Here is a 26,254-nt window from a genome sequence, read left to right on the forward strand (position 1 = left end):
GGCGGAGAGGCTAGAGGCCAGAGGAGAAAAAAAGGAACAAGAGCCAATAAACGTTGGCTCTTGTTCGGGGGTTTTCAGTCGGTCTAGACCCACTAAACGGAGATAAATAAGTCTCTTAGTTTCTTTTTCAGAGCGATGAAATCAGGTTCATCCGAGCAACGGGGATAAGGAAACGGTACTGAGATGATTTCATGAATTCGGCCAGGTGAAGGGTGCATGACAATAATCCTTTGCCCAAGAATTAAGGCTTCATCAATATCATGGGTGACATGGATGCAGGTTTTACGGGTAGACTGCCATATTTTTAAAAGATCGGTTTGTAACTTCGTCCGCGTTTGGACGTCAAGAGCAGCAAATGGTTCATCCAGTAACAAAACTTGGGGGTCCGCTGCCAGAGCACGAGCGATAGCCGCCCTTTGGGCCATGCCACCGGATAGTTGGTTAGGCGTCGCTTTAGCAAAATCACTTAATCCGACCATTTCTAGCAGCCCTCGGACGATTGTTCGTAAAAGTTTTTTGTCAACTCGTCCCTTAATCCCAAATCCAATATTATCTTCCAGTGTCAACCAAGGAAAAAGGCGGGCTTCTTGAAAGATCATCCCACGTTCTCGTCCAGTAGCCCCAATTGCTATACCTTCAAGCAGTATTCGTCCAGACGTCTGTCTTTCTAAACCGGCAATGATTCTGAGTAGGGTTGTCTTTCCGCAGCCGCTGGTGCCGATTAGGCAAATTAACTCGCCTTTAGTAACATCAAAGTGAATATCCTCAAGAGCCTCAACCTGTCCGTTGCTTAGGTTGAAATGCTTTGTGATTCCTTGGATTTCTAAGAAATTTGCCATGTCGGCACCTCATGATCAACTTTTTCTTGCCAAGGTAAAAATTTCTTTTCGAGTTGGCTAAACATAAAATCAAGGGTGAGACCAGTTAGGCCAATTACCAAGACTCCCACGAGCATTAAATCAGGCTGAGCCATTTCACGGCCCTCCTGAATTAAATAGCCAATACCCTTAGAAGCACCGAGTAGTTCGGCTGCCACAAGGGAACGCCAACAATAGCTCAGACCTAGTCTCATACCTACAAAGACGGAGGGAGCAGCCGAGGGGAGATAGACCCGGGTCATCATCCCCCAGCGAGAAAGGCCGTAGGTGTATGCTACTTCTTTCAGCTTTGGATCTGTGCTGGCAATACCGTGCAGAGTATTGAGGAAGATGGGGAAAAAGGCGGAATAAACAATGATGGCAATTTTGGAGGCTTCATCGATCCCCAACCAGAGGATGAACATAGGAATCCAGGCGATACCTGGTATTTGTTGAAAAAAACTTAGAATGGGCGCTAGAAAGCCTCGAACAGCTGGCACTAGGCCCAGTAAGAAACCTAACGGAAGAGCGATAGATAGAGCTAGGCTAAACCCGCAAACCACGCGGTACAGGCTGGCTCCTATATGTTTCATGAGTTCACCATTCCCCGTTATGATCAAAAGACGGTCTAAAATCTGTGAGGGCGGAGGAATGAGATAGATATTCAACCAGCCCAAACCACTAAGGATTTCCCAAAGAATGATAATCAAAACGGGGAGAACTAATCCCTGTAACAGTTTCTTGAAAGACCGTACTAGAGCAGGTTGACTAATTGCTCCCGTCAAAGTTAATGTTTCGTGTCTCTTGTAATGGGCGGAAGCCTTCATATAAAATCCTCCATAAAAATTACTCTGTGGGAAGGTAACTGGGATCGACTAGCTCGTCTACGAGCTTAGCTAGGTCTACGTTGGGGTGGATCATACCCTCTTTTTGTAAGAAGGTCGCCGAGTTAAGTAAATCGTTTTTAACCTGATTCAGATTCATCTCGAAGGTAAATACAGGAAAGAGGGACTTCACGCCTTTGATATCCATTTGATTTTGTTTTGCGGTCATCCCCAAGGCTTCTTCTAGGTTAGCTTGGCTCCAATCAATCGAAGCCTTATGGACTTGTAGGTAACGTCTCACTAGCTCGGGCTGAGTCTTGGCAAAATCGCTTCGGACGGCAATGACAGTTAAGCCCGGGATCAAGCCTTCTGCTGAACGTAATTTCTGAACCCTACCGGAGGCAATTGCTTGAGAAAGTAGAGGTTCGGGGAGAATAGTGGCGTCTATATGCCCTGCTGCAATAGCGGCGGTTGCAGTGGTCGAATCCATATCCACTAGTTCAAGGTCTTGAGTCGTCAGATTTACTTCGGATAAAGCACGTATTAACATCTCGTGCAACATGGTTCCCTTTTGCAAAGCAATTTTTTTCCCTTTGAGGTCAGCAACTGTTTTTAGGGCCCCATCAGGTTTAACTACCAGACTTATTCCTTTGGGAAAGCGGGAATAGGAGGAAACGATCTTGATTTCATTTCCATTCGCTTTTGCTAAAATAGCTGAAACATAGTTTAGACTATTGGAAAAATCGAGTGATTTGGCCGCGAGGGCTTCCAGTTGATTACTCGGGGCAGTAATATTATGCCATTTGAATTCGATGCCGTCTTTAGAAAATTCATTTTCAAACAGCTTTCTCTCCTGGGCGACTATGGAAGGGACGTTAATGGGGCGAGAGACATATGAGGCGTTAATTATTTTGGGTTTGTCAGCTGGGGCTTGAGTATCTGCTTTTTGAGTTGGGGCACACCCTGCAAGAAAAATTGCTCCAAGAAGGATAAAGGCGTTTAAGCAAAAAATAGAGAGTACCTTTGGGCGAAACATTAATCATCACAATCCTTTGTTTTGGCATTAATCTTAGACTGTATTTTCATAAATATAGTCTATCATAAAACTAATTCATGTGAACCACTCCGTTATAAAACTTGGCTATTCATGTATGTAAACCAATCGCTACATGTATCCATTAGTTTACATACACCGGAAACTAGGACAATAAAGAAGGATACGCGCTTTTAGCATAAAAGTGTAAACTACAGTGCACATCTATTGAAATAGGTCATTTTTTGAATTCCTAAGGTAAAAAGGACCTATAACCCTTGGCATTGCTCATATGCTAAACACTCGAAATGGAATAAGAAATCGTTGGCACTATAATTGCATGATAATTCAGTATATTCCGAATAGATCAATTATAAAGGGCGAATTCCAAGTGAACTCGTTCAATTGAATGAGGTTCCACTTACACTTGTATAAGTGGGAGTACACGATTGGATCAACTTGAAGGGAAGGAGGTAAGGAGGCATGTCAGGACTTATACTGGTTTATACTGGGAATGGCAAGGGAAAGACCACAGCGTCTTTAGGCTTAAGTATGAGAGCACTCGGACATAACCAAACTGTTGGATTTCTTCAATTTATGAAGGGAAGTAAGAATTACGGAGAAGTAAAGATAGCCGCTATTTTGCCAAACTTTACATTGGTACAATCGGGGCAGGAATCGTTTGTTTCGTACGAAAATCCAGATCCAATTGATATTCAGATGGCCCAAGATGGGCTTGAACTTGCTAGGCACTGGTTTGAAGAGGATAATTTTGACCTTATTGTACTCGATGAAATCCTAGTCGCAGTTGCCTTCAAATTAATATCGGTTGAGCAGGTGCTGGATTTAGTCCGCAAGCGACCACCTCACCTTAATTTAGTTATGACAGGTCGTTATGCAGCGCCAGAGATTATGGAAATTGCAGATACTGTAACTGAAATGACTGAGCAACGACATGCTTATCAACGAGGGGTCGAGGCAAAGGCGGGGATGGAATTTTGAACAAAGAAATACTGGATCAATGGATTGCACGCCTTTATGACCAAGATCGCAGGGCAACTGCCAAACTCATTTCTTGGGTCGAAGATGATATAGAGCGGGCGTATATTATGCGTTCTATCTTCAAACAAACTGGACAGCAAATGGTTGTAGGAATTACGGGCCCACCGGGAGCGGGAAAAAGCTCGTTAGTTGAGGCTTTGACAAAGCTTTACCGTGCTAAAGACGAAAGAGTAGGAATTGTAGCTGTAGATCCTAGTAGCCCATATTCGGGAGGGGCTATTTTGGGGGATCGTATTCGTATGCAGGCCCATGGGACAGACCGGGACGTATTTATTCGCAGTATGGGGACCCGGGGGCATTTAGGGGGGGTCACACGTTCAACTTCAGATATCTTACGCATTTTAGAGGGCGGAGGGTATGGGAGACTCGTTTTGGAAACGGTTGGAGTTGGTCAGTCTGAACTGGAAATTATGCAAATGGCAGATACCGTCGTCGTCGTGCTTAATCCAGGAACCGGAGATGGAATACAGGCCATTAAAGCAGGGATTATGGAAGTCGCTGATGTTTTCGTCATCAATAAAGCAGATTTAGCCGGTGCCGAACGTATGAAGGGTGACATCGAGATGATGTTAAACTTAAGTTGTGATGGCTCAGCCTGGCGTGCACCGGTAGTCTTAACGAGTGTGATTAATGAAACTGGATTAGAGACTTTATTTGAAAAGATCGAGGCTCACCGCTCCTATTTGCTGGAATCTGGGCAAAGGAATGAGCATTGTAAGCAACGCCTCCGTCAGGAAGTTTGGCGTCAATGGGAAGATAAACTGCAGACAATCTTCGAAGACGTTTGGGAAGCAGCCCAAGGGAAATGGGTTGCTCTAGAAAATAATGATCCCTATGAAATAGCTGAAATGTTATGGGAAGAGCGTTTTAAGGAGGAAAAATGGGATGAGTAATAACTTCTTGAGCTGGAAAGCGAACTATGATGCTCAAAAGGAGCGAAAAGGACCTTTCTTTACAGTGTCTAGTGTTCCGATCGACCCGCTTTATGCACCCGGTCATACAGCGGATATTGACTATGAACGAGATTTAGGAAATCCAGGCGAGTATCCTTATACTCGTGGAGTTCAACCCAATATGTACCGCGGACGACTCTGGACTATGCGGATGTTTGCGGGGTTTGCTACAGCTAAAGAATCTAATGAGCGGTATAAGTTTTTACTAAGCCAAGGGCAGACGGGTCTGAGTGTGGCTTTTGATATGCCAACCATCATGGGTTACGACTCAGATCACCCGCGCGCCTACGGAGAGGTTGGCCGGGTTGGGGTGGCCATCGATTCGCTTCAAGACATGGAAACCTTGTTCCAAGACATCTCACTTGACAAGGTCAGTACTTCGATGACCATCAATGCGCCAGCCTCCATCATTTGGTCTATGTATGTTGTTGCTGCGGAGAAACAAGGGATATCTGCCAATAAATTAACAGGAACAATCCAAAATGACATTTTGAAGGAATACATTGCGCAAAAGTCTTGGATCTTCCCTCCAGACCCTTCAATGCGTCTGATTACGGATATTTTCAAGTTCTCCAAAGATCATGTGCCGAAGTGGAATACCATAAGTATCAGCGGCTACCACATTCGAGAGGCAGGATCAACAGCACTTCAAGAATTGGCTTTTACACTTGCTGATGGATTTGCCTATGTTGAGGCAGGTATTAAAGCAGGGTTGGATGTGGATGACTTTGCTCCTCGTTTGTCATTTTTCTTTAACTCCCATACGGATTTCTTTGAAGAGATCGCCAAATATCGCGCGGCACGCCGGATCTGGGCGCGCCACATGAAGGAAAAATACGGGGCGAAAAATGAAAAAAGTCTCTTGATGCGCTTCCATACTCAGACCGCCGGCTGTTCGCTAACAGGTCCTCAACCGGAAAATAACATTGTGCGAACAGCCTATCAGGCTATGGCAGCCGTCCTCGGAGGAACTCAATCACTGCATACCAATTCCATGGATGAGGTTTTAGCGTTGCCCTCGGAAAAGGCAGTTCAGATTGCCCTTCGAACGCAACAAGTGCTTGCTTATGAAACGGGTGTAGTGAATACTATCGATCCATTGGCTGGCTCATATTTCGTAGAGACCTTGACTAATCAAATGGAAGAAGGTGCTGAAGAGTATTTCCGCAAGATTGATGAACTTGGGGGAGTCTTGGGTGCAATCCGAGAGAATTTCTTCCAGCAAGAAATTGCCGATGCGGCTTATCGCTATCAAAAAGAAATCGAGAGCAAAGATCGGATTATTGTAGGTATTAATGATTTCGTCAGTGAATCAAAGGAAAAAATGGACTTGCTGAAAATTGACCCTGAAGTTGAACGGTCGCAAGTAAGCAAGCTTACGGCTTTAAAACAAAGTCGGGATAACATCCGTGTTCAGACTACCTTGACGGATTTGAAGGAAGCGGCTCAGGGTGACGATAATTTAATACCGAAAATCATGGATGCTGTAAGGGCTTATGCCACTGAGGGAGAAATGATTGCGGTCCTCAAAGAAGTGTTTGGAGAGTATCGAGAACAAGCCGTATTTTAGGATAGTTGGGAGGGAACGATATGAATAAAACTCGAATTCGTGTTCTGGTGGGCAAACCAGGTCTGGATGGGCATGACCGAGGTGCCAAGGTGATCGCTCGTGCACTGCGTGATGCGGGAATGGAAGTCATCTATTCTGGATTACACCAAACCCCAGAACAACTAGTAGAAGCAGCGATCCAAGAAGATGTTGATTTAATTGGGATAAGTGTTCTATCGGGAGCACACATGACAATTTTCCCGAGAATTAAAGTACTTCTCAAAGAGCAGAATGCTGAAGATATTTTGTTAATGGGCGGGGGAACTATCCCAGAGGAAGACATTGCTGAGTTAATAACAAATGGACACGTGGAAGCGTTATTTACGCCGGGAGCAACTACGACTGATATCGTGAGCTGGATTCGAGATAGAGTAGCAAATAACTAAGCGGAAGTTAGCTAGGTGAGATTTGGGTTAAATTAGATGATGTTATAGCACGTTTTGGAGCTACACTCCATATAGAGGATCTACGAAACCACTCAAGCGCATGTCAAATGTTGATATGCGCTATTTCATTGAAGGTTGTTTATATAGATTATGAAATATGGCGATCCAGCAATAACAGCCAAGTAAATCCAAGACAGTAACTACGAAAAACAACCCTTTACTTATATAGATAATACCCATCCTATATAATAAAAATTGCATAATCACTAAACATAGAAAAACCAGTCCTTTTTTTGTCCAGTGCAACCTTAATTCATATAACATTATTAGTGTGTTGATTAGAACAAATTGATAAACCAAGCCTGTAGTCGTGTGATCTTTAGACATATCTGCAAATAAGTTACCTTTAAAGATTTGGACACCTAACAGTCTTTGACTCAAAATTATAGTAAAACTATTGATGGCAAAAATACTTAAGAAAAGAGATAGATAATTAACAAAATGGCTTGTAGAGTTTAAGGCTTTCCCATACCATTTCTTTACAGTCCAAAATAGTAGCAAAAGACCCATTGATGTATATATTGACCTATACCAAAAATGTTCGTAGATTCCTAGTTTAATAAATAATTCTTCAATTAAGTAATAGAGCAAGGCAAAGACGAAATACCAAAGGTAGGAAAGATTATAAATAGGTATTAACACAGAAGTTGATGAAATTGAGATTTGCGAAAAATAATTACCAAAAACTGAATCAAGAAATAAGTCCGATACAATTTTGGGATGATAGATATAAGCTTGAAGACCAATGGCCAGAATTGCCTCTAATGCGAGGGTAAAACCAATTACTGAAAAAAGAAATGCGATAATGAATTTCAAATTTTGAGTTTTGTAAAGGATTAAGATAATCGAGATGACGCTCGTCATAAATAATAAGAGGTACCTATCGTATTACTCCAAAAAGTTGAATTCATTAAATGTCGCCTCCGGTGAGAGAATATCTGAATAGTCTCTTAAAAACTGAAACATTCTATACACTCAAAATTGGATGTCTATCAGCAGTAATTAACGTTTCTATCAAGTACTATTCAGTCAGAGTTGTTATGGTGTAATATGGTATTGGCGATAACCTAAGAGAACTGAAAATGGGGCTAATCAAGTTCAATCAATTTGAAATTGTCGGTTTGGAAGAGTATTGGATTGTTGAACCCGAGAACAAGCTTGTAAATGTGTTTGTTTTGCAAGAAAGTAAACGATATGGAAGACCAGATATTTATTCCGATGAAGATAAGATAAAGGTGACCACATTCCCAGAATTATTAGTTGATTTAAGTCAGTTTTTGCAAATCTTTAACAGATCGTTATTGTGGGAATCACAATTTGCATCTTTCTACAGGCAAGAATCCCTTCAGCTCTGAAGCTGAAGGGATTCTCTGTGTTGTTTCGCCACGCAGGGTGATTGGCGATTATCAATTTTATTAGAAAAAAAAGGTAGAAAGTCATCTCCCGTCAACGCACTCACTAGCGTGAGCACGGTAGTTTAGAGTTGGGAGATCTTGCCCCACGTGGTTAAAGTTAAGAAGTTCTTAAGAATTAGATTAAGTTTATCGTAAGATTTAGTTGATATTATTATCTTAAAGTAAATAATAGAGGTGTGATATGATTTGTGCAAATCGATATGTGGGAGTGATACATCATGAATATACTCGTTTGCGATGACGATAAAGAAATCTTAGAGGCAATCAAAATCTACTTAGTAAACGAAGGCTATAAAGTTTTTAAAGCTTCAAATGGACTAGAAGCTTTACAAGTAATAGAAGAAAAAGAAATACATTTGGTTATTATGGATGTTATGATGCCTCAAATGGATGGAATGAGAGCAACTGTGAAGATCAGGGAAGATAAAAATATACCAGTTATTATGCTCTCGGCAAAATCCGAGGATACTGACAAAATAATGGGCTTAAATATGGGGGCCGACGATTATATTACCAAGCCCTTTAATCCTTTAGAATTAATCGCAAGGGTAAGGTCCCAGATAAGAAGATATACGACACTAGGGAGCCTGGAGACAAAAAACAATGTCTATAAAACAGGTGGACTTGTAATAGATGATGAGTCTAAGATAGTAACGGTAGATGGCGATGAAGTAAAACTTACTCCCGTCCAATATAAGATGTTACTGCTGTTGGCTGCCAATGCGGGAAGAGTATATTCCATTGATGAAATCTACGAGAGAGTATGGAAGGAAACGGCCTTTAGTGCAGAAAACACAGTCGCCGTCCATATCAGAAAAATACGAGAAAAGATTGAAATAAATCCTAAAGAGCCAAAATACTTGAAGGTGGTGTGGGGAATTGGGTATAAATTGGAGAAAATATAGCCATTCAGTGATAACAAAGGTGATTGGTTTTATGCTTGCAATCTTGTGTTTTACGAGTGCCAGTTCAATATTTCTAAATATTGAACTGGTGCATAATGCCGACGTAAGTATAGCTTTTGAAGATGGCTATTATAATGGTAAAGATTATCTAAGTGACAGCTCAGAGGTCATTGAAAGTTTAAGGAGGATAGGAAACTATAAGAGTGAGGAACATATTTTAAACGGTGGAACTCTTATAGAAGATCGAATTTTGAATGAAGAAGAAGACTTGTTTAGAGAATTTAGATATAACTCAAAGAGCTATAACTTTAATCTGAGCGATGAGGAAAATTATACGAAATTCAAGGAAGTCTACGCAGAAAAAATATTGCAGATAAGAACAAATTTAATTAAAGAAGAGCTGAATAACTATAAGGCAACCATACAAAGATTAGAAAAACATCAAGCTCAGGGTCTTATTTATTATGCAAAGAACGATGAAACCGAATTTACTAATACTCCTAACAAAGCAGAAGACTATTTCAGATCTTTTCCTTCCTATATGATATTTGATGGTTATAAACAAGAGGTATTTCCGCAGGAAGTTAAAGAAAATAGTCAATATAACTGGATTACATCAAATATAAATCAATTAGGTCAAAAAGAGGTTATGTATATTGCTTTTACTGCCGAGTATTTAAATCCCAGAATTGCAGAATGGAAAGAGAATAAACTATTTGTTACGAATAGTCTCTATCAAATGGCGGGTTTTTTATTAGTACTAGCAATAGCCTTTATCTATCTAGTATTAGTAATTGGTAGAAAACCACTAAAAGATCACGAAGTGTATTTAAACTCTATCGATAGAATCTACAATGATTTGAACATTGGCATGTGTGTTTTGTTGATTGCATCATGGGTTGGAGCCATAAATATATTGGACCATTTAAAGATCTATTACCTTATATTCCCAATAACTTTGTTAATTACTACCCTCGTCGTAATATTGGTTCTGTCACTAGTAAAACATCTTAAAAACAGGTCATTGATTAAGCATACTTTAACCTTCAAGATCTTTTATAGACTTTTTAGATTTATTAACGATATCTATAATAGTGGGAGAGTAGGAGTAAAAGTTGTATTAATTGTTATAGGCTATCCAATAATTGTAGCTATAACCTTCTTTATGTTCCCAATAACTATAGGCGTTGCAGCCTGGCTTACTCTTAAGAAAGTAAAAGAATTTGAGGCCATAAAAGAAGGGGTAAAGCAGGTAAAAGAGGGAGATGTACACTACACTATAAATGTGGCTGGAGGTGGGGAATTTGCCAAACTTGCTAGTGATATTAATAGCATCACTGACGGTTTATACAAAGCAGTCGAAAATGAGACCAAAAGTGAACGGTTAAAAAGTGAACTAATTACGAATGTATCTCACGATATTAGAACCCCCTTAACCTCAATTATTACCTATGTTGATTTATTGAAACATGAGAAGGATCAGACGAAGGTCGAAGGATATTTAGAAATAATCGATCAGAAGTCGCAACGGTTAAAAGTATTGACTGAGAATTTGTTTGAAGCAGCTAAGGCCTCAAGTGGAACTATAGCTGTGAACTTTGAAACAATAGATCTTGTATCGTTAATAACCCAGGGGTTAGGTGAACTTGATGATAGAATTCAAGAGCGTAAATTAGAATTTAAGACTAATTATCCTCGAGATAAAGTATATATCAAAGCTGACGGGAAATTATTATGGAGAGCTATCGAGAATCTGTTGTCCAATATATTCAAATATGCCCTGGAAGGGTCAAGGGTCTATATTGAGATTATAGATTCAGGAACTGGGGTAACGCTCATCATTAAAAATATCTCGGCCTATGAACTGAATATTTCTTCTGATGAACTGATGGAGCGTTTCAAAAGAGGCGATGAATCCAGAAGTAGTCAAGGGAGTGGGTTAGGATTATCGATTGCTAAGAGTCTGATAGAGATCCAAAAAGGAAGTTTCAATATAGAAATTGACGGAGATTTATTTAAGGCTATCATACAATTGAACTCGTTCAACTAAATGACAATAAATTCGAGGATTATACGCCCCTTTGTGGGCGTATAATCCTCGAATTTGGTACAATCATAAAGTATAAATTAAAAGTTTATATATTTTAAGGGCACTAAGGCTACCGTCAGCGCCTCTGGACTTGGCTTTGCCAAGTTTTCTTTATTGACAGGAATTCAATAAGTGTTACAATAAGTGAGTAATCACTCATTATTTATAATAGCGGTGAATTCTAAAGTTTGGAGGGGCGTATGAAGTCAAATCAAGAAACTAAGCCACGGGAAATCAGTCTAAGAAAAACAGCGGAGGAGCGGCACCAAGATATTCTGGAAGCAGCCCTCATAGTTTTTACGCGCAAAGGTTACAATGGCTCAACCACTGCGGAAATTGCCCGTGTAGCAGGTGTCGCTGAAGGGACTATTTTCCGCCATTTTGCTACTAAGAAAGACTTACTGGTTGCGGTTCTGAAACCTAAAGTTCTAAATGGGATCATCGATCTTGATAAGGAACAGAAAGAAGCAACTCCGGTGGAATTTTTCCGGTTTTTTCTGAGGAATCGCTTGGAGTTAATCAACGAAAATGACGGTTTTTTTCGCTTTATGTTTGCTGAAGCTCAGTATCATAGTGAAGTTAGAGAGGCCTTGTTTAAAGGGATACTAGAGCAGGGTATAGGTATCGTCAAACCATGGTTTGATATGGGTGTCGCAAGAGGGGATTTCAAACCACTCCCATTTATACCCACGATGAGAGGTTTTATGGGGATGGTAATGTTTCAAGGGATGTTTAATCACGTTTTCGAAGGGTTATCTCCGGAAGAAACATTGGAAGAAGCTGCTGATCAGTTGCTTGAGCTCCTTTTTCATGGGTTGCTCGCAAAGTAAGAATGTCAGACAGTAAGAAATGAAAGCTAGTTAAAATTCCTCAAGAGAGACTTTAAGGCTCATTTAAAGGAGTAGGAGGGGGAAATATGAGAAAGAAACTTGCAATTATTGTCGTTGTTCTAGTCCTTATCACTCTGTCGGTTTTAGGGTACAGGAACTATTTTAACGGACCGGCTGACCCCACCACTTATTCTGGTACGATTGAAGGGACAGCTATGCCTGTTCAGCCAGAGTTAGGCGGTAGAATTATTAACTTGCCAGTGCGTGAAGGGCAAGTTATCAAAGTCGGTGATGTCGTTGCTAAACTGGATGACAGTCAGGCTAAAATTTCTCTGGATTCTGCGAAGAGCCAGCAGACCCAAGCTCAAGCAAAACTTAACGATCTCCTAGGAGGCGCGCGCGCGGAGGAAATCCAGCGTTTGGAGTACGTAGTGACGCAGGCGAAGGCCAATCTAGCCGCGCTTGAACCAAATCTCAAATTTGAGGAAGATAATCTGGCAACGAATCAAAAACTTTATGAAGGTGGCGCGATTAGTAAACAGGTCGTGGATGCTCAGCAAACTAAGCTTGATACACTAAAAGCCCAATATCAGAGCGTTCAAGCGAGTGTCGATGTAGCTCAGGCAGGCGTCGACCAAGCTCATGCAGGGAATACACAACCCGCGATTCAGGCCCAGAAAGCGGCCGTGGATATTACCGCTCAGTCCGTTAAAACAGCTGAATTGAACTTAAGTAAACTAGTCATTAAGAGTCCCGTCGGAGGCCAGGTTCTCTATCAACATGTTGAGCAAGGTCAAGTCGTCAACTCGGGTACAACGCTGGTGACGATTCTAGATCCGAATGAGTTGTGGATAAAAATCTATATTCCGGAAGCCAAGTTGAATCAGGTGAAAGTAGGCGTGACAGCTTATATCGTTGTCGATTCTTACCCGGGCAAAACGTTTAAAGGTCAAATTCTATACGTCAGTGACCAAGCAGAATTCACGCCCAAGAACGTACAGACAAAAGAAGAACGGACGACCACCGTCTACGCAGTTAAACTAAGTATAACTGAAGGAAAAGACCAGTTGAAGGCAGGTATGCCTGCGGATGTGACCCTGCTGCAATAGAGGAGTGAGGAAGATGAAGCTAGCCATTGATTGCCAGGGCCTGGTCAAACGGTTTGGCAACTATACTGCTGTCCAAGGGGTGAATTTTCAGATCCCTCCTGGAACAATCATGGGTTTTGTTGGACCGAATGGGGCGGGGAAAACAACGATCATTCGTATGTTGTGCGGAGTTTTGGTGCCGACAGACGGGCAAGCCACGGTGCTTGGTTTTGACGTCCGGACTCAGCCTGAGGAAATCAAACAACGGATCGGGTATATGTCCCAAAAATTTAGCTTGTATGAAGACCTAACTGTGGGTGAGAATCTTGATTTTTATGCTGGAGTATATAGTCTTCGAGGGAAAGTTGCTCGTGCCGAGAAAGCGCGAGTGATCGAACTGATCGGTTTAGGAGACAGAACGTCGCAACTGGTCGTTTCTCTCTCCGGGGGCTGGAAGCAAAGGGTAGCCTTGGGCTGTGCTTTATTGCATAAACCCCAGCTGCTCATCTTGGATGAACCGACGGCTGGGGTGGATCCTGTCTCCCGACGGGTGTTCTGGGATTTAATCCATCTGTTAGCCAAAGAAGGAATGACCATTTTGGTAAGTACCCATTATATGGATGAAGCAGACACTTGTGACTATCTGGGCTTTGTCTTTTACGGTAGGTTAATCGCCTTTGGTTCTCCTGCGGATATGAAGAAACAAGAAGCGAAAGATAATTTGGACGATCTCTTCATTTATTATGTGGAGCATGAAGCTTCGGACGACCCTCGCAACCTTGCAATCAATAAAGGAGGACGAGGCTGATGCAGCGTTTTGTCTGGGTGCGTTTTAGCGCGGTTTTGAAAAAGGAATTTCTCCATATCCTTAGGGACCGTGCTAGCTTAATCATGGCCGTTGCTATGCCGATTGCCATGCTTCTCATTTTTGGCTATGCTATCAACACTGATGTCGAGCACCTTCCGACGGTGGTTTGGGACCAAGCACAAACGGTCGATAGCCGAGAACTGATTACTTCCATTCGGAATACTCAGTATATGGATCCGGATAATTACGTCCAAGGCTATAAGGAGATCGAAGGCTATCTGGACAGTGGTAAAGCGCGGGCTGCAGTCATTATTCCTCCGGATTTCGGTAAGAAAATTCAGGGTATGAAAAAGGCCAGCGTTCAAGTGTTGGTCGATGGGTCCGATCCCACCGTGGCTCGAGCGGTTATGTCCGCGGTGCAAATGCTTGGCTTGAATAAATCGCTGCAACTTCAGAGTGAGCGCATTGTGGCCTTGGGGACTGCTTCAGGCCAAGAAATGCCGCTTAATTTAGAGACGAGGGTGTGGTACAACCCGGACATGAAATCTAGGGTCTTTAACATTCCGGCCTTAATCGGTCTGATCCTACAAAGTGTGATTGCCATGCTGACCTCATTTTCGATTGTGCGGGAAAAGGAACGCGGCACCATGGAACAATTGGTTGTGACCCCGATCCGCCCGCTGGAATTGATGCTGGGTAAGCTTCTTCCCTACGTGGTGATCGGATTTGTGTCAATGTCTCTGATTATGGCAACAGGAATTTTCTGGTTCGGCGTTGTGCCCATCGGGAGTGTTCCGCTCCTTTTCTTGCTGTCCACGCTTTTCCTAGTGACTATTCTGGCCATTGGACTCTTGATCTCTAGCATTGCAAAGACTCAACTACAGGCCATGCAAATGACCTTCATTATGCTCTTGCCGTCCATCCTATTGTCTGGCTTTATCTTTCCTAGGGAAACAATGCCTAAGTTTCTACATCTCTTGGGTGGTCTATTACCTCTAACGTATTTTCTTAAAATCGTCAGGGGTATCTTCCTCAAAGGGGTTGGTATCCAGTACCTGTGGCAAGACACGTTGGTATTGTGTGCATTTGCGGTTATTTTGTTGGCGATCGCATCGAAGAAGTTTAAGAAGAATCTGGATTAGGAGGGTGTGAATTTGCGGCGCTCACCCTAGGCGCCGTCGCTAGAACGCTGATAACTCGGCGAGAATGGCAAAACCTCTGGGTTGTTCTGCATGTGAACCAATGCCGTTCTGGCGCCGAGTTATCGAAGCATGCTTGACGCGACTCTGCCTGAAGGGTTCGCTCTGCAAAATCACACCCTCTGGCTTTGAGGGTGTGATTTTGGGAGGGTGTGAATTTGCGGCGCTCACCCTAGGCGCTGTCGCTAGCATGCTTGATAACTCGGCGAGAACGGCAAAACCTCTGGGCTTTCTGCATGGCTGTTCTGAATGAAGAAAAATGATATAATACTATAGATAGGTTTTAGGACTAGACATCATAGACAATGTAACTTGAGGTAGAGGATTATTGGAGGGATTTAATATCAATGAAGAAGCTTAAACTTGGGCTATTATTTTTAACGTTCGTTGTTATCTTAACAACTATTGGGTGTGGTACTCAGGCCCCAAAAGATACCACTGCACCAACGACCACTAAAGACAATGCCCAAACACAGAGCAATGAGGGTATACCCACGTCGAAAAACAATCCGGTTGTCACGATTACGATGGCTAACGATGAGCAGATCAAGATGGAACTATATCCAGACGTTGCTCCGAATACCGTGAAAAGCTTTATCTCCTTGGTGAAAAAGGGATTTTACAACGGCTTAATCTTTCACCGAGTGATGCCTGAGTTTATGATCCAGGGAGGAGATCCTAGTGGCAATGGCACTGGAGGACCGGGTTATAGCATCAAGGGTGAATTTACCAATAATGGATTTGTAAACGATCTGAAGCATGAACGTGGTGTAATCTCGATGGGCAGAACATCTCAAAGCAAGGATTCAGCGGGTTCCCAATTTTTCATTATGGTAGCGACTAATCCAAGCTTAGATAAAGATTATGCTGCCTTTGGTAAAGTGCTTACAGGGATGGAGACTGTGGACAAAATTGTAAATACTCCGAGGGGTAAAAAGGCGAAGGATAAACCAAACCAAGACCAGGTCATGAAAAGCGTAACCGTCGACACAATGGGGGTCACCTATGCTGAACCGGATGTTATTAAGAAATAGTTAGATTGGGGTAATTAAGGAGACTTGAGACATGCTAATACCATCAAAACGTTTAGACAGTTTAGGAGCGTCTGTCTTTAGCGAAATGGACAATTTGAGACGAGAATTAGAAAAAGCAGGAAATCAATTAATTAACCTTAGCATTGGCAGTCCTGACCGAGCACCAGCCATAGAAATTCGAGAGATTCTTAGTCAAGCGACCTTGGACGAGTCCCAATACGGATATACTCTGACTCGTGGAACTGCGAATTTTCGCAAGGTTTGTGCGGAGTGGTATTTCGAACGATTTGGAGTAACGCTGAATCCTGAAACTGAGGTTTTGCCTCTCATGGGTTCTCAGGATGGGCTAGCACATATTTTTCTAGCGTACATTGATCCGGGTGATTTAGCATTGATCCCGGATCCCGGCTATCCAATTTATACGGCAGGTTTAATGCTGGCTGGTGGCGAGAAGGTATCGATGCCGTTGCTGAAGGAAAACGGATTTTTACCAGACCTGCAACAAATTAATCCAGATCTGGCTCGCAAAGCAAAACTAATGTTCTTGAATTATCCGAATAACCCCACTGCAGCCGTGGCCCCACTTTCATTTTTTGAGGACGTCGTGGCCTTTGCTAAAGAGTATGATCTACTTATTTGTCATGATGCGGCATACTCTGAACTGGCCTTTGAGGGGTATAAACCAGTCAGCTTTTTGCAAGCACAGGGGGCAAAAGACGTCGGAATTGAATTTCATTCCATCTCTAAAACATTTAACTTGGCGGGAGTGCGTTTAGGGTTTGTCGTCGGCAATGCTGAGGTCATTCGTAATCTCTCTCAACTCAAAGCGAATATCGATTATGGAGTGTTTCGTCCGGTGTTGACAGCTGGGGCTTATGCCCTCAGCTCTGCGCAAGACTCGATTGAAGACAATAAAATTGCGTATGAAAGACGACGGGATCTCTTGATCGAGGGTTGTGCAATCGCTGGCTGGAACCTACCAATCCCCCAAGGTTCTATGTTTATCTGGGCACCTGTGCCGTCCAAGCAAGATTCAGTATCGTTTGCAATTGAGCTAGCTCGTGAGGCGGGCGTGGTTGTAGTGCCTGGGCTAGCTTTTGGCGATCACGGTGAAGGGTATGTGCGCATAGCCATGGTTCAAGATGAAAGTGTTTTGCAGGAAGCTGTGCGGAGGATTCAGCAATTTTTAAGTAAGAATTAGATTGACTGGAAAATTGCTAGGTAAGAGTTATCAGCAATTTTTTTGAGGTATAACCGCAGCCTTTAGGGTCTGTGCTTATACCTCTATTTGTTCTGACTGTTCAAATGACGAGATTCTGGTATAATAACTAAGCACATTAGAAGATAAAGACAATGGAGGTCTCTATGAACCGCTCTCACGAACTAGGAGAAGAAAAGGTAGGAAAGCTTTTACTCAAGTTTTCAATACCAGCTATTATTGGAATGCTGGTGAATGGTCTTTATAATATTGTAGATCGTATTTTTGTGGGTCGAGGCGTCGGGTCGTTGGCACTTTCAGGGATTGCGATCAGCTTCCCTATTACGTTGGCTATTATGGCGTTTGGAATGTTAATCGGAATTGGCGCAACCTCTGTGATTTCCATACGCTTAGGTCAGCAGAGGAGAGAAGAGGCAGAACAGATTGTGGGGAATGCGTTTGTCCTGCTTGTTGGTATTACGCTGGTCATCTCCCTCTTAGGTTATCTTTTTATGGAGCCACTCTTGGTCAGCTTTGGGGCAAGCGCTGACGTTCTTCCCTATGCCAAGGATTATATTAGAATCATCTTAATCGGCGCTGTTTTTCAATCGATTGGGTTTGGAATGAACAACTTTATCCGAGCGGAAGGAAACCCGAAAGCTGCAATGTATACAATGATTTTAGGAGCGATATTAAACACAATCCTAAATCCTATTTTTATTTTCGGGTTACACCTCGGCGTAGCGGGCTCAGCTTTAGCTACCGTTATATCTCAGTTTGTTACCTCTGTTTGGGTATTGTATTATTTCTTAGGGGATAAGGCGATGCTTAAACTCCGTCTGAAAAACCTCAAACTCAAATGGATTTTTATTAGAGACATACTCGCAATCGGAATTTCTCCTTTCTCGATGCAGTTGGTTGGTAGTTTAGTGACAGTGTTCCTGAATAGGAGTTTAGCTAATTACGGTGGAGATATCCCAATCGCGGCTATGGGTATTATTACCAGCGTTGCCATGCTAATTTTTATGATTATGTTTGGAATTGGACAAGGGGCACAGCCGATTCTAGGTTACAATTACGGAGCCAGAAACTATGATAGGGTAAAACAAACGTTAAAGTTATCGGTGGTTGCTGCTACGGGTGTGATGACTTTGGGTTTCCTAATGGTAGAATTGTTTCCTGTCGCGTTAATGTCCCTTTTTAGCAAAGATCCAGAACTTATCCGAGTCGGGGCAAATGGGATGCGTCTTTATTTATTGATGCTACCGATCATTGGTTTCCAAGTGACGGTTGTGGGGTATTTTCAAGCAACGGGTAAGCCAAGAAAATCGTTGTTCTTGAGTTTATCTCGTCAACTTATTTTCTTAGTGCCGGCGCTTTGGATTTTACCAAAGTTTTTAGGCCTAACTGGTGTCTGGTTAGCTGCTCCTGTTTCGGATTTAGCCTCTGCCGCGTTAACGGCCGTATGGTTATATAAGGACTTTGAACAACTAGGTCAATCGCAAGGGGAAATTTAAGTAAATTTTTCATTAAATATTAAAGGAAAATCCCTTATTATGTAGAATATTAGAGAATTATAGAGGGATTATCAAACTTTGATGTTTATCGGCCATGCTGATAAGGATATTAAATTTTGCTGACAGTACAAAAAAGAATAGTGGGCAAATCTATCGAAAGGTAGAGACGCAAAGCCACGGGTCTACCGATAGTACTTCATTCTGTCATAGATAGCCGGGTTGCAGAACGTGCATTGTGAGTGTCTATTTGCTGAGGGTTCGGCAGATAGGCATTTCTTGTTCTAAGGATAGACTGTAGAGTATGTATGTTGTAGGATTTTTCAAAATTCAAGTGATTGATAGGAGGGCTCTTAAATGAAAAAAATAGAATCTTTTTATGAAAAGAAAATAACGTGTATTTATTGTAAAAAGCCGTTTAATACGTTAAGGGTGCGCTCACGCTTTGCAATCCCTTATCAAATTGATAGTGATTTCTGCCCACATTATCGAGCAGGAAATTATAATCCCCATTTCTATTTTGTGAATGTCTGCCCAGAGTGCGGTTTCGCCTTTTCCGAAGAGTTTTCAGAGCAATTTCCAAAAGGTACTGAGGAAATAGTTCGTGTACAAATTACTAGTCATTGGACAAAAAGGAATTTTGGTCAAGTAAGGGACATTCAACAAGCGTTAGAAGCCTATAAACTGGCAATTTTAGCAGGGTCTCTAAAAAAAGAGAAAAATGCCGTTCTCGCAGGACTTTGTCTTCGGTTAGTCTGGCTCTATCGATCGGAAAACAATTCGGAGCAAGAGCAGCGTTTTATGAGCATGGCACTTAAAGCGTATGAAGAATCGTATGTTCTTTCGGATTTTGCGGGTACATCCATGTCTGAGGTAAGAGTGCTGTTTATGATTGGTGAATTAAGTCGTCGCTTGGGACAATTTCAAAAGTCAGTATCATATTTTTCTAAGGTTATTCAACATAAAAATGCTAAAGACGAACAGAAAATAGTAAACATGGCACGAGAACAATGGAGATTAACTATGGAAGAGAAGCGTCAGGGAACAATTCAGGAGTAAGATATCAAAACAACATGCTGTGGAGGGTTGCTTAGGCTCCCTCCACTGTTTTCTTCTGTCGATGAAGAGTGATATAATCTAGAGAATGTACTTATTAAGCGATATTATACGGGAGGAATCAACCTTTGGAATTTAATCAAGTCATAGCCAAGGAACTTGGTCTGAAGATAACTCAAGTCAAAGAAGCGGTGAACTTATTAGATGGAGGAAATACGATCCCCTTTATTGCCCGCTACCGCAAGGAAGCAACTGGAGAACTTGATGAAAATGTCTTGCGCGATATCGTGGAGCGTTTAGACTATCTGCGCCGTTTGGACCAGCGGAAAACGGAAGTCCTGCGCCTGATTGATGAACAGGGAAAGCTAACGGAAGAATTGTCGACTCAAATTACGGCAGCAACGGTACTTCAGGACGTCGAAGACCTATACCGGCCCTATAAACAAAAACGTCGCACCCGGGCAACGATTGCCAAAGAAAAGGGGCTTGAGCCCTTGGCTACTTGGTTGTTAGTTCAATATATTAGAGCAGATCCCCAAGTAGAGGCAGAGAAGTATTTGAACGAGGAGTTAGACGTGAAATCAACGGAGGAAGCGTTGGCTGGCGCGATGGATATTATCTCTGAAACTATTGCGGATGATGCGGCTCTACGGAAGCGAATCAGAGAAGAAACGTTTCGCATCGCGGATGTGGTGGCTGCTGCGGTGGCAAAGAAAGCCAAAGAGCGATCCACCTTTGAGATGTATTATGATTACCGGGAACCTGTGAGGAGGATTCCACCGCATCGAATTTTGGCCCTGAACCGTGGGGAAAAAGAAGAGTTTTTATCCGTTAAGATTGAAGCACCGTTAGAAACTCTTCATAGAATGATTGAATTGCGCTATGTTAAGACAGGACCGTGTGCTTCATGGGTCCAAAAAGCGGCCCTTGATGCTTATAAACGATTGATAGAGCCTTCAATCGAACGAGAAGTTCGTGCTGAGCTTTCTGATCGTGCAGAAGAACAGGCGATAAAGGTATTTGCAGCCAATCTCCGACAGCTTTTACTTCAGCCCCCAGTAAGGGGGAAAATGGTTCTTGGACTCGATCCAGGATTTCGGACAGGGTGTAAGTGGGCGGTTGTCGATGAGACTGGAAAGCTCCTTCAGGTTGGCGTGATTTATCCTCATTCTGGGAAGAGCAAACGAGAAGAAGCAAAAGTGATTTTGCGGAAGGCGATCGCTGAGTATAATGCCAATATTATTGCCATCGGGAATGGTACTGCTTCTCGGGAAACGGAAGAAGTCGTGGCTGAAATGATCCGAGAGGACGGGATTTCTACGGAATTTATCCTCGTGAGTGAAGCTGGGGCTTCCGTGTATTCAGCTTCCAAACTAGCAGGGGAAGAGTTTCCAGACTTCGATCTCTCTTTGCGGAGCGCAGTGTCCATTGCCAGGCGGCTACAAGATCCCCTAGCAGAACTGGTGAAGATTGAACCCAAAGCCGTCGGTGTGGGACAGTATCAACACGATGTCCAACCTAAACGGTTAGAAGAATCCCTGCACGGAGTTGTAGAATCCTGTGTTAATGTCGTAGGAGTCGACTTAAATACTGCCTCAGCATCTCTACTCCAATACGTAGCTGGGTTAAAGCCAGCAGTTGCCAAAAATATTGTGGCTTGGCGAGATGAACATGGCAAATTCAGCCGTCGCGATCAGCTTAAGAAAATTCCGCGTCTAGGAGCACAAACATATATCCAGTGTGCCGGATTCATTCGTCTGCCGGATGGGATTAATCCTTTAGAAAACACACCGGTCCACCCTGAATCCTATCAGCTGGCCGAGGATATTTTAAAGAAGATCAGTCATACTTCCGTGGATTTGAAGGATCACCTAGCTGATGTACGCAAAAAGCTGGCCCTCTTAGAACCTATTGAGCTGGCAGAGGAGTTCCACGCTGGAATTCCGACCGTTCGCGATATTTTAGATGCTCTCCAACGCCCAGGCCGAGATCCCCGGGAGGATTTGCCTCGTCCCTTGCTTAGGCGGGACGTCACGCACATGGAAGATCTTAGCGAGGGGATGATCTTAGAGGGAACTGTGCGCAATGTCGTGGATTTTGGAGCGTTTGTGGATATCGGTGTCAAACACGACGGACTTGTGCACATTTCCCAACTGACTGAAAAATTCATCAAACACCCTATGGAAGCAGTGGCTGTGGGTGATATAGTCAAGGTTCGTGTGATCGGAATTGATAAGGGGAGAGATCGAGTGAGTCTTTCCATGCGTGATCTTGCAGCCAGTATTACGCCTGTGATTTAAACTTTGGGGATCTTATGGTTTTAAATTCTATATAAAAGAATAACCACGGCTTGATAAGTCGTGGTTATTCTTTTTAACAAACTGGTTAGAAAATATTTATCAAAGTGTAAAATCGACTTCCTTTATCATCTTGACAAAAGCCTTTCCTAAGTAAGGATCGAACTGTCTCCCTAATTGCAATTGTATTTCCTCTAAAGCATGCTGAGGAGTCATAGCTTTTCGATAAAGCCTATCTGATGTCATGGCCTCGAAAGCATCAGCTAAAGATATAATCCGCGCCAAGAATGGGATCTTTTCCCCTCGAAGTTTCTGTGGATAACCTTTTCCATCAAAGTGTTCATGATGATGAAGGACAATGGGAATAATACAGTCTAAAGCACTTGCTGGCTCTAAAATCTTTGAACCTATCTCGGGATGCTTTTTAAGCTGGCAATATTCATCTTCTGTCAAGGCACATGGTTTGAGTAAAATATCATCTCTGATTCCGATTTTGCCTATGTCGTGGAGCAAAGCACCTATATGAAGTTGTTTTATTTCCTCCACAGAGAGCTCTAACCGAAGACCCAACCTGACTGCATATTTTGTCACTTGAACTGAGTGTTCCCAAGTATCTTTGTTCCTTACGGCGAGGGTCATTGCTAAAGCTTGTAGAAACTGGTTAATTGAAAGTGCTTTGTCATTTCCATCAGTAACGCTATCCATACTTTCAAAACGATATTTTTGAATCTGCTTCGAAGCTACGATGCTGATATTTCCTAAGCGCATGTGCCACCTCCAAAAAAGTACAGGCTTATTTGATAACAGTTTGAACCCTATCAATAAGGTCGTAAATATCAAATGGTTTCATCAACACACTTTGTGCTCCCTGTTTTTTAGCTTGTTCCTCTATGTTCTCTCCGCTAACCATAATTACTGGAATACTCTTGGCGGACCCATCCTTCTTTAGCAATTGTAATACATCTAAGCCACAGATACCTGGCATGTTATTATCTAGTAGAATAAGAGCTGGTTTGTTATCAGACATAGCATAATTTAAGCACTCGTCACCACTGCCCACTTGTTTTGATTCATAGCCCGCATAAGTAAGTACCTCCACTAATAACCTGCGAATGGACGATCTATCATCTACCACTAATATGTAATCGACCACGACTATTCTCCCCCTTATATTATACATTCTATGACTAAAAGTTTATATATTCAACATAATATATAAACTTTTAGTTTGTGAGAGAGTTGAACGCAGACCTTTACAATGGTATTGGAGGTGATAATATGGAAAGCATCCGAAAAGTGGTAGGAAAAAACATACGGTTCTACCGTCTGTCTAAAGGTCATACACAGGAAGGCCTTGCTGAAAAGGTCGATGTAAGTAGTACCTATATCGGATATCTGGAAAGGGGTCAAAAATCTCCTTCATTGGAACTAATTTCTACAATATCAAAAGCACTGGAAATTGAACCTGCTTTACTGCTAACTTCGCCCGATAAGGGCAATGATGAACTTAAACGTTTAATATCCTTATTATCAGGTAAACCACCGTATTCTGTTACCTTCGTCCATGACATTGCGACGGCTTACTTCAAATCTCTCGAAGACCATGACACTCAAAAAGGTCAGCTACATTATTGATGACTGGTCGTTAAATGGCATTCTTTTTTAATCCGAGCTGTGATAATAGCAATAATTTGATATAATGATCAAATGGCTTAGAGCTTTGGAGATTGCGAGAAGAAGTAAGCTGTTCATGTGAAGGCTACAATCTTGGATCGGTTCGCTAATCAACTCAGGCTCGCCACGGTTGTTTCTATTGACCACAGGGATCAATGGGTTAGTAGAAGCTTAGTCTATTATTAACTGGAGGCGTAACGGTGAACAAGGGAATACAGAAAATTGTTATAAAGAACGGGCAAATTAAAACGATGACGGGACGTGAATTTGCTGGAAGTCTTCTGGTCGAGGGAACAAAAATTACAGCGCTCGGGGAAACTTTGGACGTTGACGCTTTATCGGATGCGGTAGTGATCGATGCAATGGGGTGTCTTGTCTTGCCAGGATTTATTGATGCGCATTGTCATGTAGGGATTGGCGAAGAGATCTATCGGTGGGAAGGGGAAGACTTTAACGAAATGACAGATCCTGTGACACCGGACATGCGAGCGATAGATGGAATCAACCCAGAAGATGAGGGCTTTCGTGATGCCCGCTTGGGTGGGATTACTGCTGTCTTTACAGGACCTGGAAGTGGGAATGTCATTGGGGGGACTGGGGTTGTCATGAAGACGGCAGGAATTATCGTTGATAAGATGATTGTGCGTGATCCTGCTGGCTTAAAAATAGCCTTCGGAGAAAATCCTAAGATGGTTTACGGCGAACAAAAGAAGATGCCTATGACAAGGATGGGAACTGCAGCACTCCTCCGTCAAGCTTTGGTAGATGCTCAGACTTATAAGGATAAATTAGATCAAGGTAAAGAAGATCCCGATAAACTCCCAGAGCGGGATTTAGGACTCGAAGTTCTTATGAAGGTGATTGACCGTGAAATCCCTTTGCGAGCCCATGCCCATCGTGCTGACGATATTATGACGGCGGTTCGAATCGCTCGAGAATTCAATGTAGATTTGGTCATTGAACATTGCACGGAAGGGCACAAAATCGCCGAAGAGTTAGCTGAATTTGGCTATCCTGCTGTTGTGGGACCACTGCTGACGAACCGTTCAAAAGTTGAACTTAAGGATAAATCCTTTAAAACACCAGGCATATTGACCAAAGCCGGGGTTAAAGTGGCTTTAATGACCGACCATTCCGTGACCCCGATTGAACAACTTCCGCTCTGTGCTGCCTTAGCCTGCAAGGCAGGGATGGAAATTGAAGATGCTCTACAGGCTATTACGATCAATCCAGCAGAGATCTTGGGCGTATCGGATCGAATAGGGTCTCTAGAAGTCGGGAAAGATGCTGACATTGTCATATGGAGTGAACATCCGTTTATTATCACCTCACGTCCTCTCTATGTCATCATTAATGGAGTGATCGTTTGTCCAGAGTCAACGGAAGATGGTACGAACCCATGAGTTCAAAAGTGTCCTCAGGACTCCCGGTTTTTGCAGGAATTGGGATGGCGGTCATCTGGGGTTTTTCTTTTTTATTTACCAAAGAAACCTTGGATCACACCTTTCCGCTCCAGCTATTAGGCTTTCGCTTTGGGGCAGCAGCAATCCTTCTGACCGTCTTAAAGCTGACCGGCTTAATACGGATTAATCTGAAAGGAAAACCAACATCTTCTCTGCTCCTCTTAGCTCTCTTCCAACCAGGACTTTATTTTATAGGGGAGACGTGGGGAGTCAAGTGGACTTCAGCGTCTGAGGCGGGGATGGTTATCGCTTTGGTTCCAGTAGCAATTGCAACCATGGCCGCAATTTTTCTCAAAGAAAAACTTAATCCTAAGCAAATTCTTTCGATAGCCGCTTCAGTTCTTGGGGTGCTCGTCATCGTTTCAACGCAAGGGAAACTTCAGTTTGGAGAACATCTCTGGGGAATTCTGGCGCTACTCCTGGCAGTTCTCGCTGCGGGTGCGTATAGTATTTTGGCTAGACATTCCTCTAAAAAATTCACTCCATTGGAAATCACTTTTGTGATGATGTGGGCAGGTACTCTGATTTTCAATGGGTTGGGGATTGGACAAAGCTTTTTTGAAGGCTCGTTAGCGGCTTATCTTAGGCCCCTTCAATTGTCGAGTGTGCTATGGGCAATTTTTTACCTGAGCGCTATTTCATCTGTACTGGCTTTCTTTCTATCAAACTATATGTTTGCGGCACTGCCCGCTTCTCAATCCGCGCCGATTTTTAACCTTATTACGGTGGTGGCAGTTTTTTCTGGAGTGGTTTTTCGGGGAGAACAGTTCAGTTGGATTCATGCAGTGGGGATAACTCTGATTATTCTGGGAGTATGGGGTACGAACGTTTTTGGTAGAACCGCCATGCCTCCACTTATGGAGAGCGCCTAGATATATTGATAACCTATAAGGGCAATTC

25 protein-coding genes and 1 riboswitch are annotated in these 26,254 nt (G+C 42.7%); of the genes, 20 read left to right on the forward strand and 5 right to left on the reverse strand.

All coding sequences use genetic code 11. The annotated features are described in order from the left end of the window. Positions 1 to 92 precede the first annotated feature (92 nt). The 3 genes from E4K67_RS09895 to E4K67_RS09905 are packed head-to-tail and all read right to left on the reverse strand — an operon-like array spanning position 93 to position 2,717. Positions 93 to 839: an ABC transporter ATP-binding protein gene (locus E4K67_RS09895; RefSeq protein WP_135546243.1), complete on the reverse strand. Its 747-nt coding sequence runs from the start codon at positions 837 to 839 to the stop codon at positions 93 to 95. After that, positions 824 to 1,684 (reverse strand): ABC transporter permease, encoded by an 861-nt coding sequence (locus tag E4K67_RS09900; RefSeq protein WP_135546244.1) that lies wholly within the window; start codon positions 1,682 to 1,684, stop codon positions 824 to 826. The genes E4K67_RS09895 and E4K67_RS09900 overlap by 16 nt, the downstream gene beginning before the upstream one ends. Positions 1,685 to 1,703: 19 nt before the next feature. Then, entirely contained in the window at positions 1,704 to 2,717 is a 1,014-nt protein-coding gene (locus tag E4K67_RS09905) for an ABC transporter substrate-binding protein (protein WP_135546245.1), read from the reverse strand. A gap of 480 nt (positions 2,718 to 3,197) precedes the next feature. Here E4K67_RS09905 and E4K67_RS09910 point away from each other — a divergent pair, with 480 nt between their 5' ends. From E4K67_RS09910 to E4K67_RS09990, 17 genes are all read left to right on the forward strand, one after another. Next, positions 3,198 to 3,716: a cob(I)yrinic acid a,c-diamide adenosyltransferase gene (locus tag E4K67_RS09910; protein ID WP_135546246.1), complete on the forward strand. Its 519-nt coding sequence runs from the start codon at positions 3,198 to 3,200 to the stop codon at positions 3,714 to 3,716. After that, on the forward strand, positions 3,713 to 4,669 hold the full coding sequence (meaB, locus tag E4K67_RS09915; RefSeq protein ID WP_135546247.1) for a methylmalonyl Co-A mutase-associated GTPase MeaB: 957 nt from the start codon (positions 3,713 to 3,715) through the stop codon (positions 4,667 to 4,669). The genes E4K67_RS09910 and meaB overlap by 4 nt, the downstream gene beginning before the upstream one ends. Beyond that, positions 4,662 to 6,299: an acyl-CoA mutase large subunit family protein gene (locus E4K67_RS09920; RefSeq protein ID WP_135546248.1), complete on the forward strand. Its 1,638-nt coding sequence runs from the start codon at positions 4,662 to 4,664 to the stop codon at positions 6,297 to 6,299. Before meaB ends, E4K67_RS09920 begins: the two co-directional genes overlap by 8 nt. Positions 6,300 to 6,319: 20 nt before the next feature. Beyond that, on the forward strand, positions 6,320 to 6,724 hold the full coding sequence (locus E4K67_RS09925) for a coenzyme B12-dependent isobutyryl CoA mutase small subunit (RefSeq protein WP_135546249.1): 405 nt from the start codon (positions 6,320 to 6,322) through the stop codon (positions 6,722 to 6,724). Between the two features lie 1,142 nt (positions 6,725 to 7,866). Then, positions 7,867 to 8,139, forward strand: coding sequence for a PDDEXK family nuclease (locus tag E4K67_RS09930; protein ID WP_135546250.1), 273 nt, complete (start codon positions 7,867 to 7,869; stop codon positions 8,137 to 8,139). Positions 8,140 to 8,417: 278 nt separating this feature from the next. Further along, on the forward strand, positions 8,418 to 9,104 hold the full coding sequence (locus E4K67_RS09935) for a response regulator transcription factor (RefSeq protein ID WP_135546251.1): 687 nt from the start codon (positions 8,418 to 8,420) through the stop codon (positions 9,102 to 9,104). Beyond that, complete coding sequence (locus tag E4K67_RS09940; protein ID WP_135546252.1) at positions 9,079 to 11,154, forward strand: sensor histidine kinase; 2,076 nt, start codon at positions 9,079 to 9,081, stop codon at positions 11,152 to 11,154. Before E4K67_RS09935 ends, E4K67_RS09940 begins: the two co-directional genes overlap by 26 nt. A gap of 239 nt (positions 11,155 to 11,393) precedes the next feature. Then, positions 11,394 to 12,023 (forward strand): TetR/AcrR family transcriptional regulator, encoded by a 630-nt coding sequence (locus tag E4K67_RS09945; RefSeq protein WP_135546253.1) that lies wholly within the window; start codon positions 11,394 to 11,396, stop codon positions 12,021 to 12,023. Positions 12,024 to 12,109: 86 nt separating this feature from the next. Further along, positions 12,110 to 13,132 carry an HlyD family secretion protein gene (locus tag E4K67_RS09950; protein ID WP_135546254.1) on the forward strand — a complete coding sequence of 341 codons (1,023 nt, stop codon included), beginning with the start codon at positions 12,110 to 12,112 and terminating at the stop codon, positions 13,130 to 13,132. A gap of 13 nt (positions 13,133 to 13,145) precedes the next feature. Beyond that, positions 13,146 to 13,919, forward strand: coding sequence for an ABC transporter ATP-binding protein (locus E4K67_RS09955; protein ID WP_135546255.1), 774 nt, complete (start codon positions 13,146 to 13,148; stop codon positions 13,917 to 13,919). Then, positions 13,919 to 15,061 (forward strand): ABC transporter permease, encoded by a 1,143-nt coding sequence (locus E4K67_RS09960; protein ID WP_135546256.1) that lies wholly within the window; start codon positions 13,919 to 13,921, stop codon positions 15,059 to 15,061. Before E4K67_RS09955 ends, E4K67_RS09960 begins: the two co-directional genes overlap by 1 nt. A gap of 100 nt (positions 15,062 to 15,161) precedes the next feature. Next, entirely contained in the window at positions 15,162 to 15,371 is a 210-nt protein-coding gene (locus E4K67_RS09965) for a hypothetical protein (RefSeq protein WP_206752189.1), read from the forward strand. A gap of 274 nt (positions 15,372 to 15,645) precedes the next feature. Continuing rightward, a complete protein-coding gene (locus tag E4K67_RS09970; RefSeq protein ID WP_338031864.1) occupies positions 15,646 to 16,152 on the forward strand; it encodes a peptidylprolyl isomerase in 507 nt (168 codons plus the stop codon). Positions 16,153 to 16,183: 31 nt separating this feature from the next. Beyond that, positions 16,184 to 17,353 (forward strand): aminotransferase class I/II-fold pyridoxal phosphate-dependent enzyme, encoded by a 1,170-nt coding sequence (locus E4K67_RS09975; protein WP_199242506.1) that lies wholly within the window; start codon positions 16,184 to 16,186, stop codon positions 17,351 to 17,353. A 164-nt stretch (positions 17,354 to 17,517) separates the two neighbouring features. After that, positions 17,518 to 18,867: an MATE family efflux transporter gene (locus E4K67_RS09980; protein ID WP_135546259.1), complete on the forward strand. Its 1,350-nt coding sequence runs from the start codon at positions 17,518 to 17,520 to the stop codon at positions 18,865 to 18,867. 133 nt (positions 18,868 to 19,000) lie between these two features. Continuing rightward, positions 19,001 to 19,094, forward strand: a riboswitch (cyclic di-GMP riboswitch). 127 nt (positions 19,095 to 19,221) lie between these two features. Then, positions 19,222 to 19,923, forward strand: coding sequence for a DUF2225 domain-containing protein (locus E4K67_RS09985; RefSeq protein WP_135546260.1), 702 nt, complete (start codon positions 19,222 to 19,224; stop codon positions 19,921 to 19,923). Positions 19,924 to 20,048: 125 nt separating this feature from the next. After that, on the forward strand, positions 20,049 to 22,220 hold the full coding sequence (locus tag E4K67_RS09990) for a Tex family protein (protein ID WP_135546261.1): 2,172 nt from the start codon (positions 20,049 to 20,051) through the stop codon (positions 22,218 to 22,220). Positions 22,221 to 22,319: 99 nt separating this feature from the next. Here E4K67_RS09990 and E4K67_RS09995 read toward each other — a convergent pair whose 3' ends face one another. Beyond that, positions 22,320 to 22,985, reverse strand: a complete 666-nt coding sequence (locus E4K67_RS09995; protein ID WP_243454405.1) for an HD-GYP domain-containing protein — start codon at positions 22,983 to 22,985, stop codon at positions 22,320 to 22,322. Between the two features lie 25 nt (positions 22,986 to 23,010). After that, the gene (locus tag E4K67_RS10000; protein ID WP_135546262.1) at positions 23,011 to 23,370 is read right to left on the reverse strand and encodes a response regulator; all 360 of its coding nucleotides are present in this window, start codon (positions 23,368 to 23,370) and stop codon (positions 23,011 to 23,013) included. A gap of 125 nt (positions 23,371 to 23,495) precedes the next feature. Here E4K67_RS10000 and E4K67_RS10005 point away from each other — a divergent pair, with 125 nt between their 5' ends. The 3 genes from E4K67_RS10005 (at position 23,496) to E4K67_RS10015 (ending at position 26,226) form a co-directional block, all read left to right on the forward strand. Beyond that, positions 23,496 to 23,852 (forward strand): helix-turn-helix domain-containing protein, encoded by a 357-nt coding sequence (locus tag E4K67_RS10005; protein ID WP_135546263.1) that lies wholly within the window; start codon positions 23,496 to 23,498, stop codon positions 23,850 to 23,852. Positions 23,853 to 24,142: 290 nt separating this feature from the next. Further along, positions 24,143 to 25,294 carry an amidohydrolase gene (locus E4K67_RS10010; RefSeq protein WP_135546911.1) on the forward strand — a complete coding sequence of 384 codons (1,152 nt, stop codon included), beginning with the start codon at positions 24,143 to 24,145 and terminating at the stop codon, positions 25,292 to 25,294. After that, positions 25,291 to 26,226, forward strand: a complete 936-nt coding sequence (locus tag E4K67_RS10015) for a DMT family transporter (protein ID WP_135546264.1) — start codon at positions 25,291 to 25,293, stop codon at positions 26,224 to 26,226. Before E4K67_RS10010 ends, E4K67_RS10015 begins: the two co-directional genes overlap by 4 nt. The last annotated feature ends 28 nt before the right edge of the window (positions 26,227 to 26,254 follow it).

Origin of the sequence: Desulfosporosinus fructosivorans (assembly GCF_004766045.1) — a bacterium.
GTDB classification, from domain to species: Bacteria; Bacillota; Desulfitobacteriia; order Desulfitobacteriales; family Desulfitobacteriaceae; genus Desulfosporosinus; species Desulfosporosinus fructosivorans.

Coding starts and splice junctions, on each gene's coding strand:
- E4K67_RS09895 (WP_135546243.1), bottom strand. CDS start 839: ATGGCAAATTTCTTAGAAATCCAAGGAATCACAAAGCATTTCAACCTA.
- E4K67_RS09900 (WP_135546244.1), bottom strand. CDS start 1,684: ATGAAGGCTTCCGCCCATTACAAGAGACACGAAACATTAACTTTGACG.
- E4K67_RS09905 (WP_135546245.1), bottom strand. CDS start 2,717: ATGTTTCGCCCAAAGGTACTCTCTATTTTTTGCTTAAACGCCTTTATC.
- E4K67_RS09910 (WP_135546246.1), top strand. CDS start 3,198: ATGTCAGGACTTATACTGGTTTATACTGGGAATGGCAAGGGAAAGACC.
- E4K67_RS09920 (WP_135546248.1), top strand. CDS start 4,662: ATGAGTAATAACTTCTTGAGCTGGAAAGCGAACTATGATGCTCAAAAG.
- E4K67_RS09925 (WP_135546249.1), top strand. CDS start 6,320: ATGAATAAAACTCGAATTCGTGTTCTGGTGGGCAAACCAGGTCTGGAT.
- E4K67_RS09930 (WP_135546250.1), top strand. CDS start 7,867: ATGGGGCTAATCAAGTTCAATCAATTTGAAATTGTCGGTTTGGAAGAG.
- E4K67_RS09935 (WP_135546251.1), top strand. CDS start 8,418: ATGAATATACTCGTTTGCGATGACGATAAAGAAATCTTAGAGGCAATC.
- E4K67_RS09945 (WP_135546253.1), top strand. CDS start 11,394: ATGAAGTCAAATCAAGAAACTAAGCCACGGGAAATCAGTCTAAGAAAA.
- E4K67_RS09950 (WP_135546254.1), top strand. CDS start 12,110: ATGAGAAAGAAACTTGCAATTATTGTCGTTGTTCTAGTCCTTATCACT.
- E4K67_RS09955 (WP_135546255.1), top strand. CDS start 13,146: ATGAAGCTAGCCATTGATTGCCAGGGCCTGGTCAAACGGTTTGGCAAC.
- E4K67_RS09960 (WP_135546256.1), top strand. CDS start 13,919: ATGCAGCGTTTTGTCTGGGTGCGTTTTAGCGCGGTTTTGAAAAAGGAA.
- E4K67_RS09965 (WP_206752189.1), top strand. CDS start 15,162: ATGCCGTTCTGGCGCCGAGTTATCGAAGCATGCTTGACGCGACTCTGC.
- E4K67_RS09970 (WP_338031864.1), top strand. CDS start 15,646: ATGGCTAACGATGAGCAGATCAAGATGGAACTATATCCAGACGTTGCT.
- E4K67_RS09975 (WP_199242506.1), top strand. CDS start 16,184: ATGCTAATACCATCAAAACGTTTAGACAGTTTAGGAGCGTCTGTCTTT.
- E4K67_RS09980 (WP_135546259.1), top strand. CDS start 17,518: ATGAACCGCTCTCACGAACTAGGAGAAGAAAAGGTAGGAAAGCTTTTA.
- E4K67_RS09985 (WP_135546260.1), top strand. CDS start 19,222: ATGAAAAAAATAGAATCTTTTTATGAAAAGAAAATAACGTGTATTTAT.
- E4K67_RS09995 (WP_243454405.1), bottom strand. CDS start 22,985: ATGCGCTTAGGAAATATCAGCATCGTAGCTTCGAAGCAGATTCAAAAA.
- E4K67_RS10005 (WP_135546263.1), top strand. CDS start 23,496: ATGGAAAGCATCCGAAAAGTGGTAGGAAAAAACATACGGTTCTACCGT.
- E4K67_RS10010 (WP_135546911.1), top strand. CDS start 24,143: ATGACGGGACGTGAATTTGCTGGAAGTCTTCTGGTCGAGGGAACAAAA.
- E4K67_RS10015 (WP_135546264.1), top strand. CDS start 25,291: ATGAGTTCAAAAGTGTCCTCAGGACTCCCGGTTTTTGCAGGAATTGGG.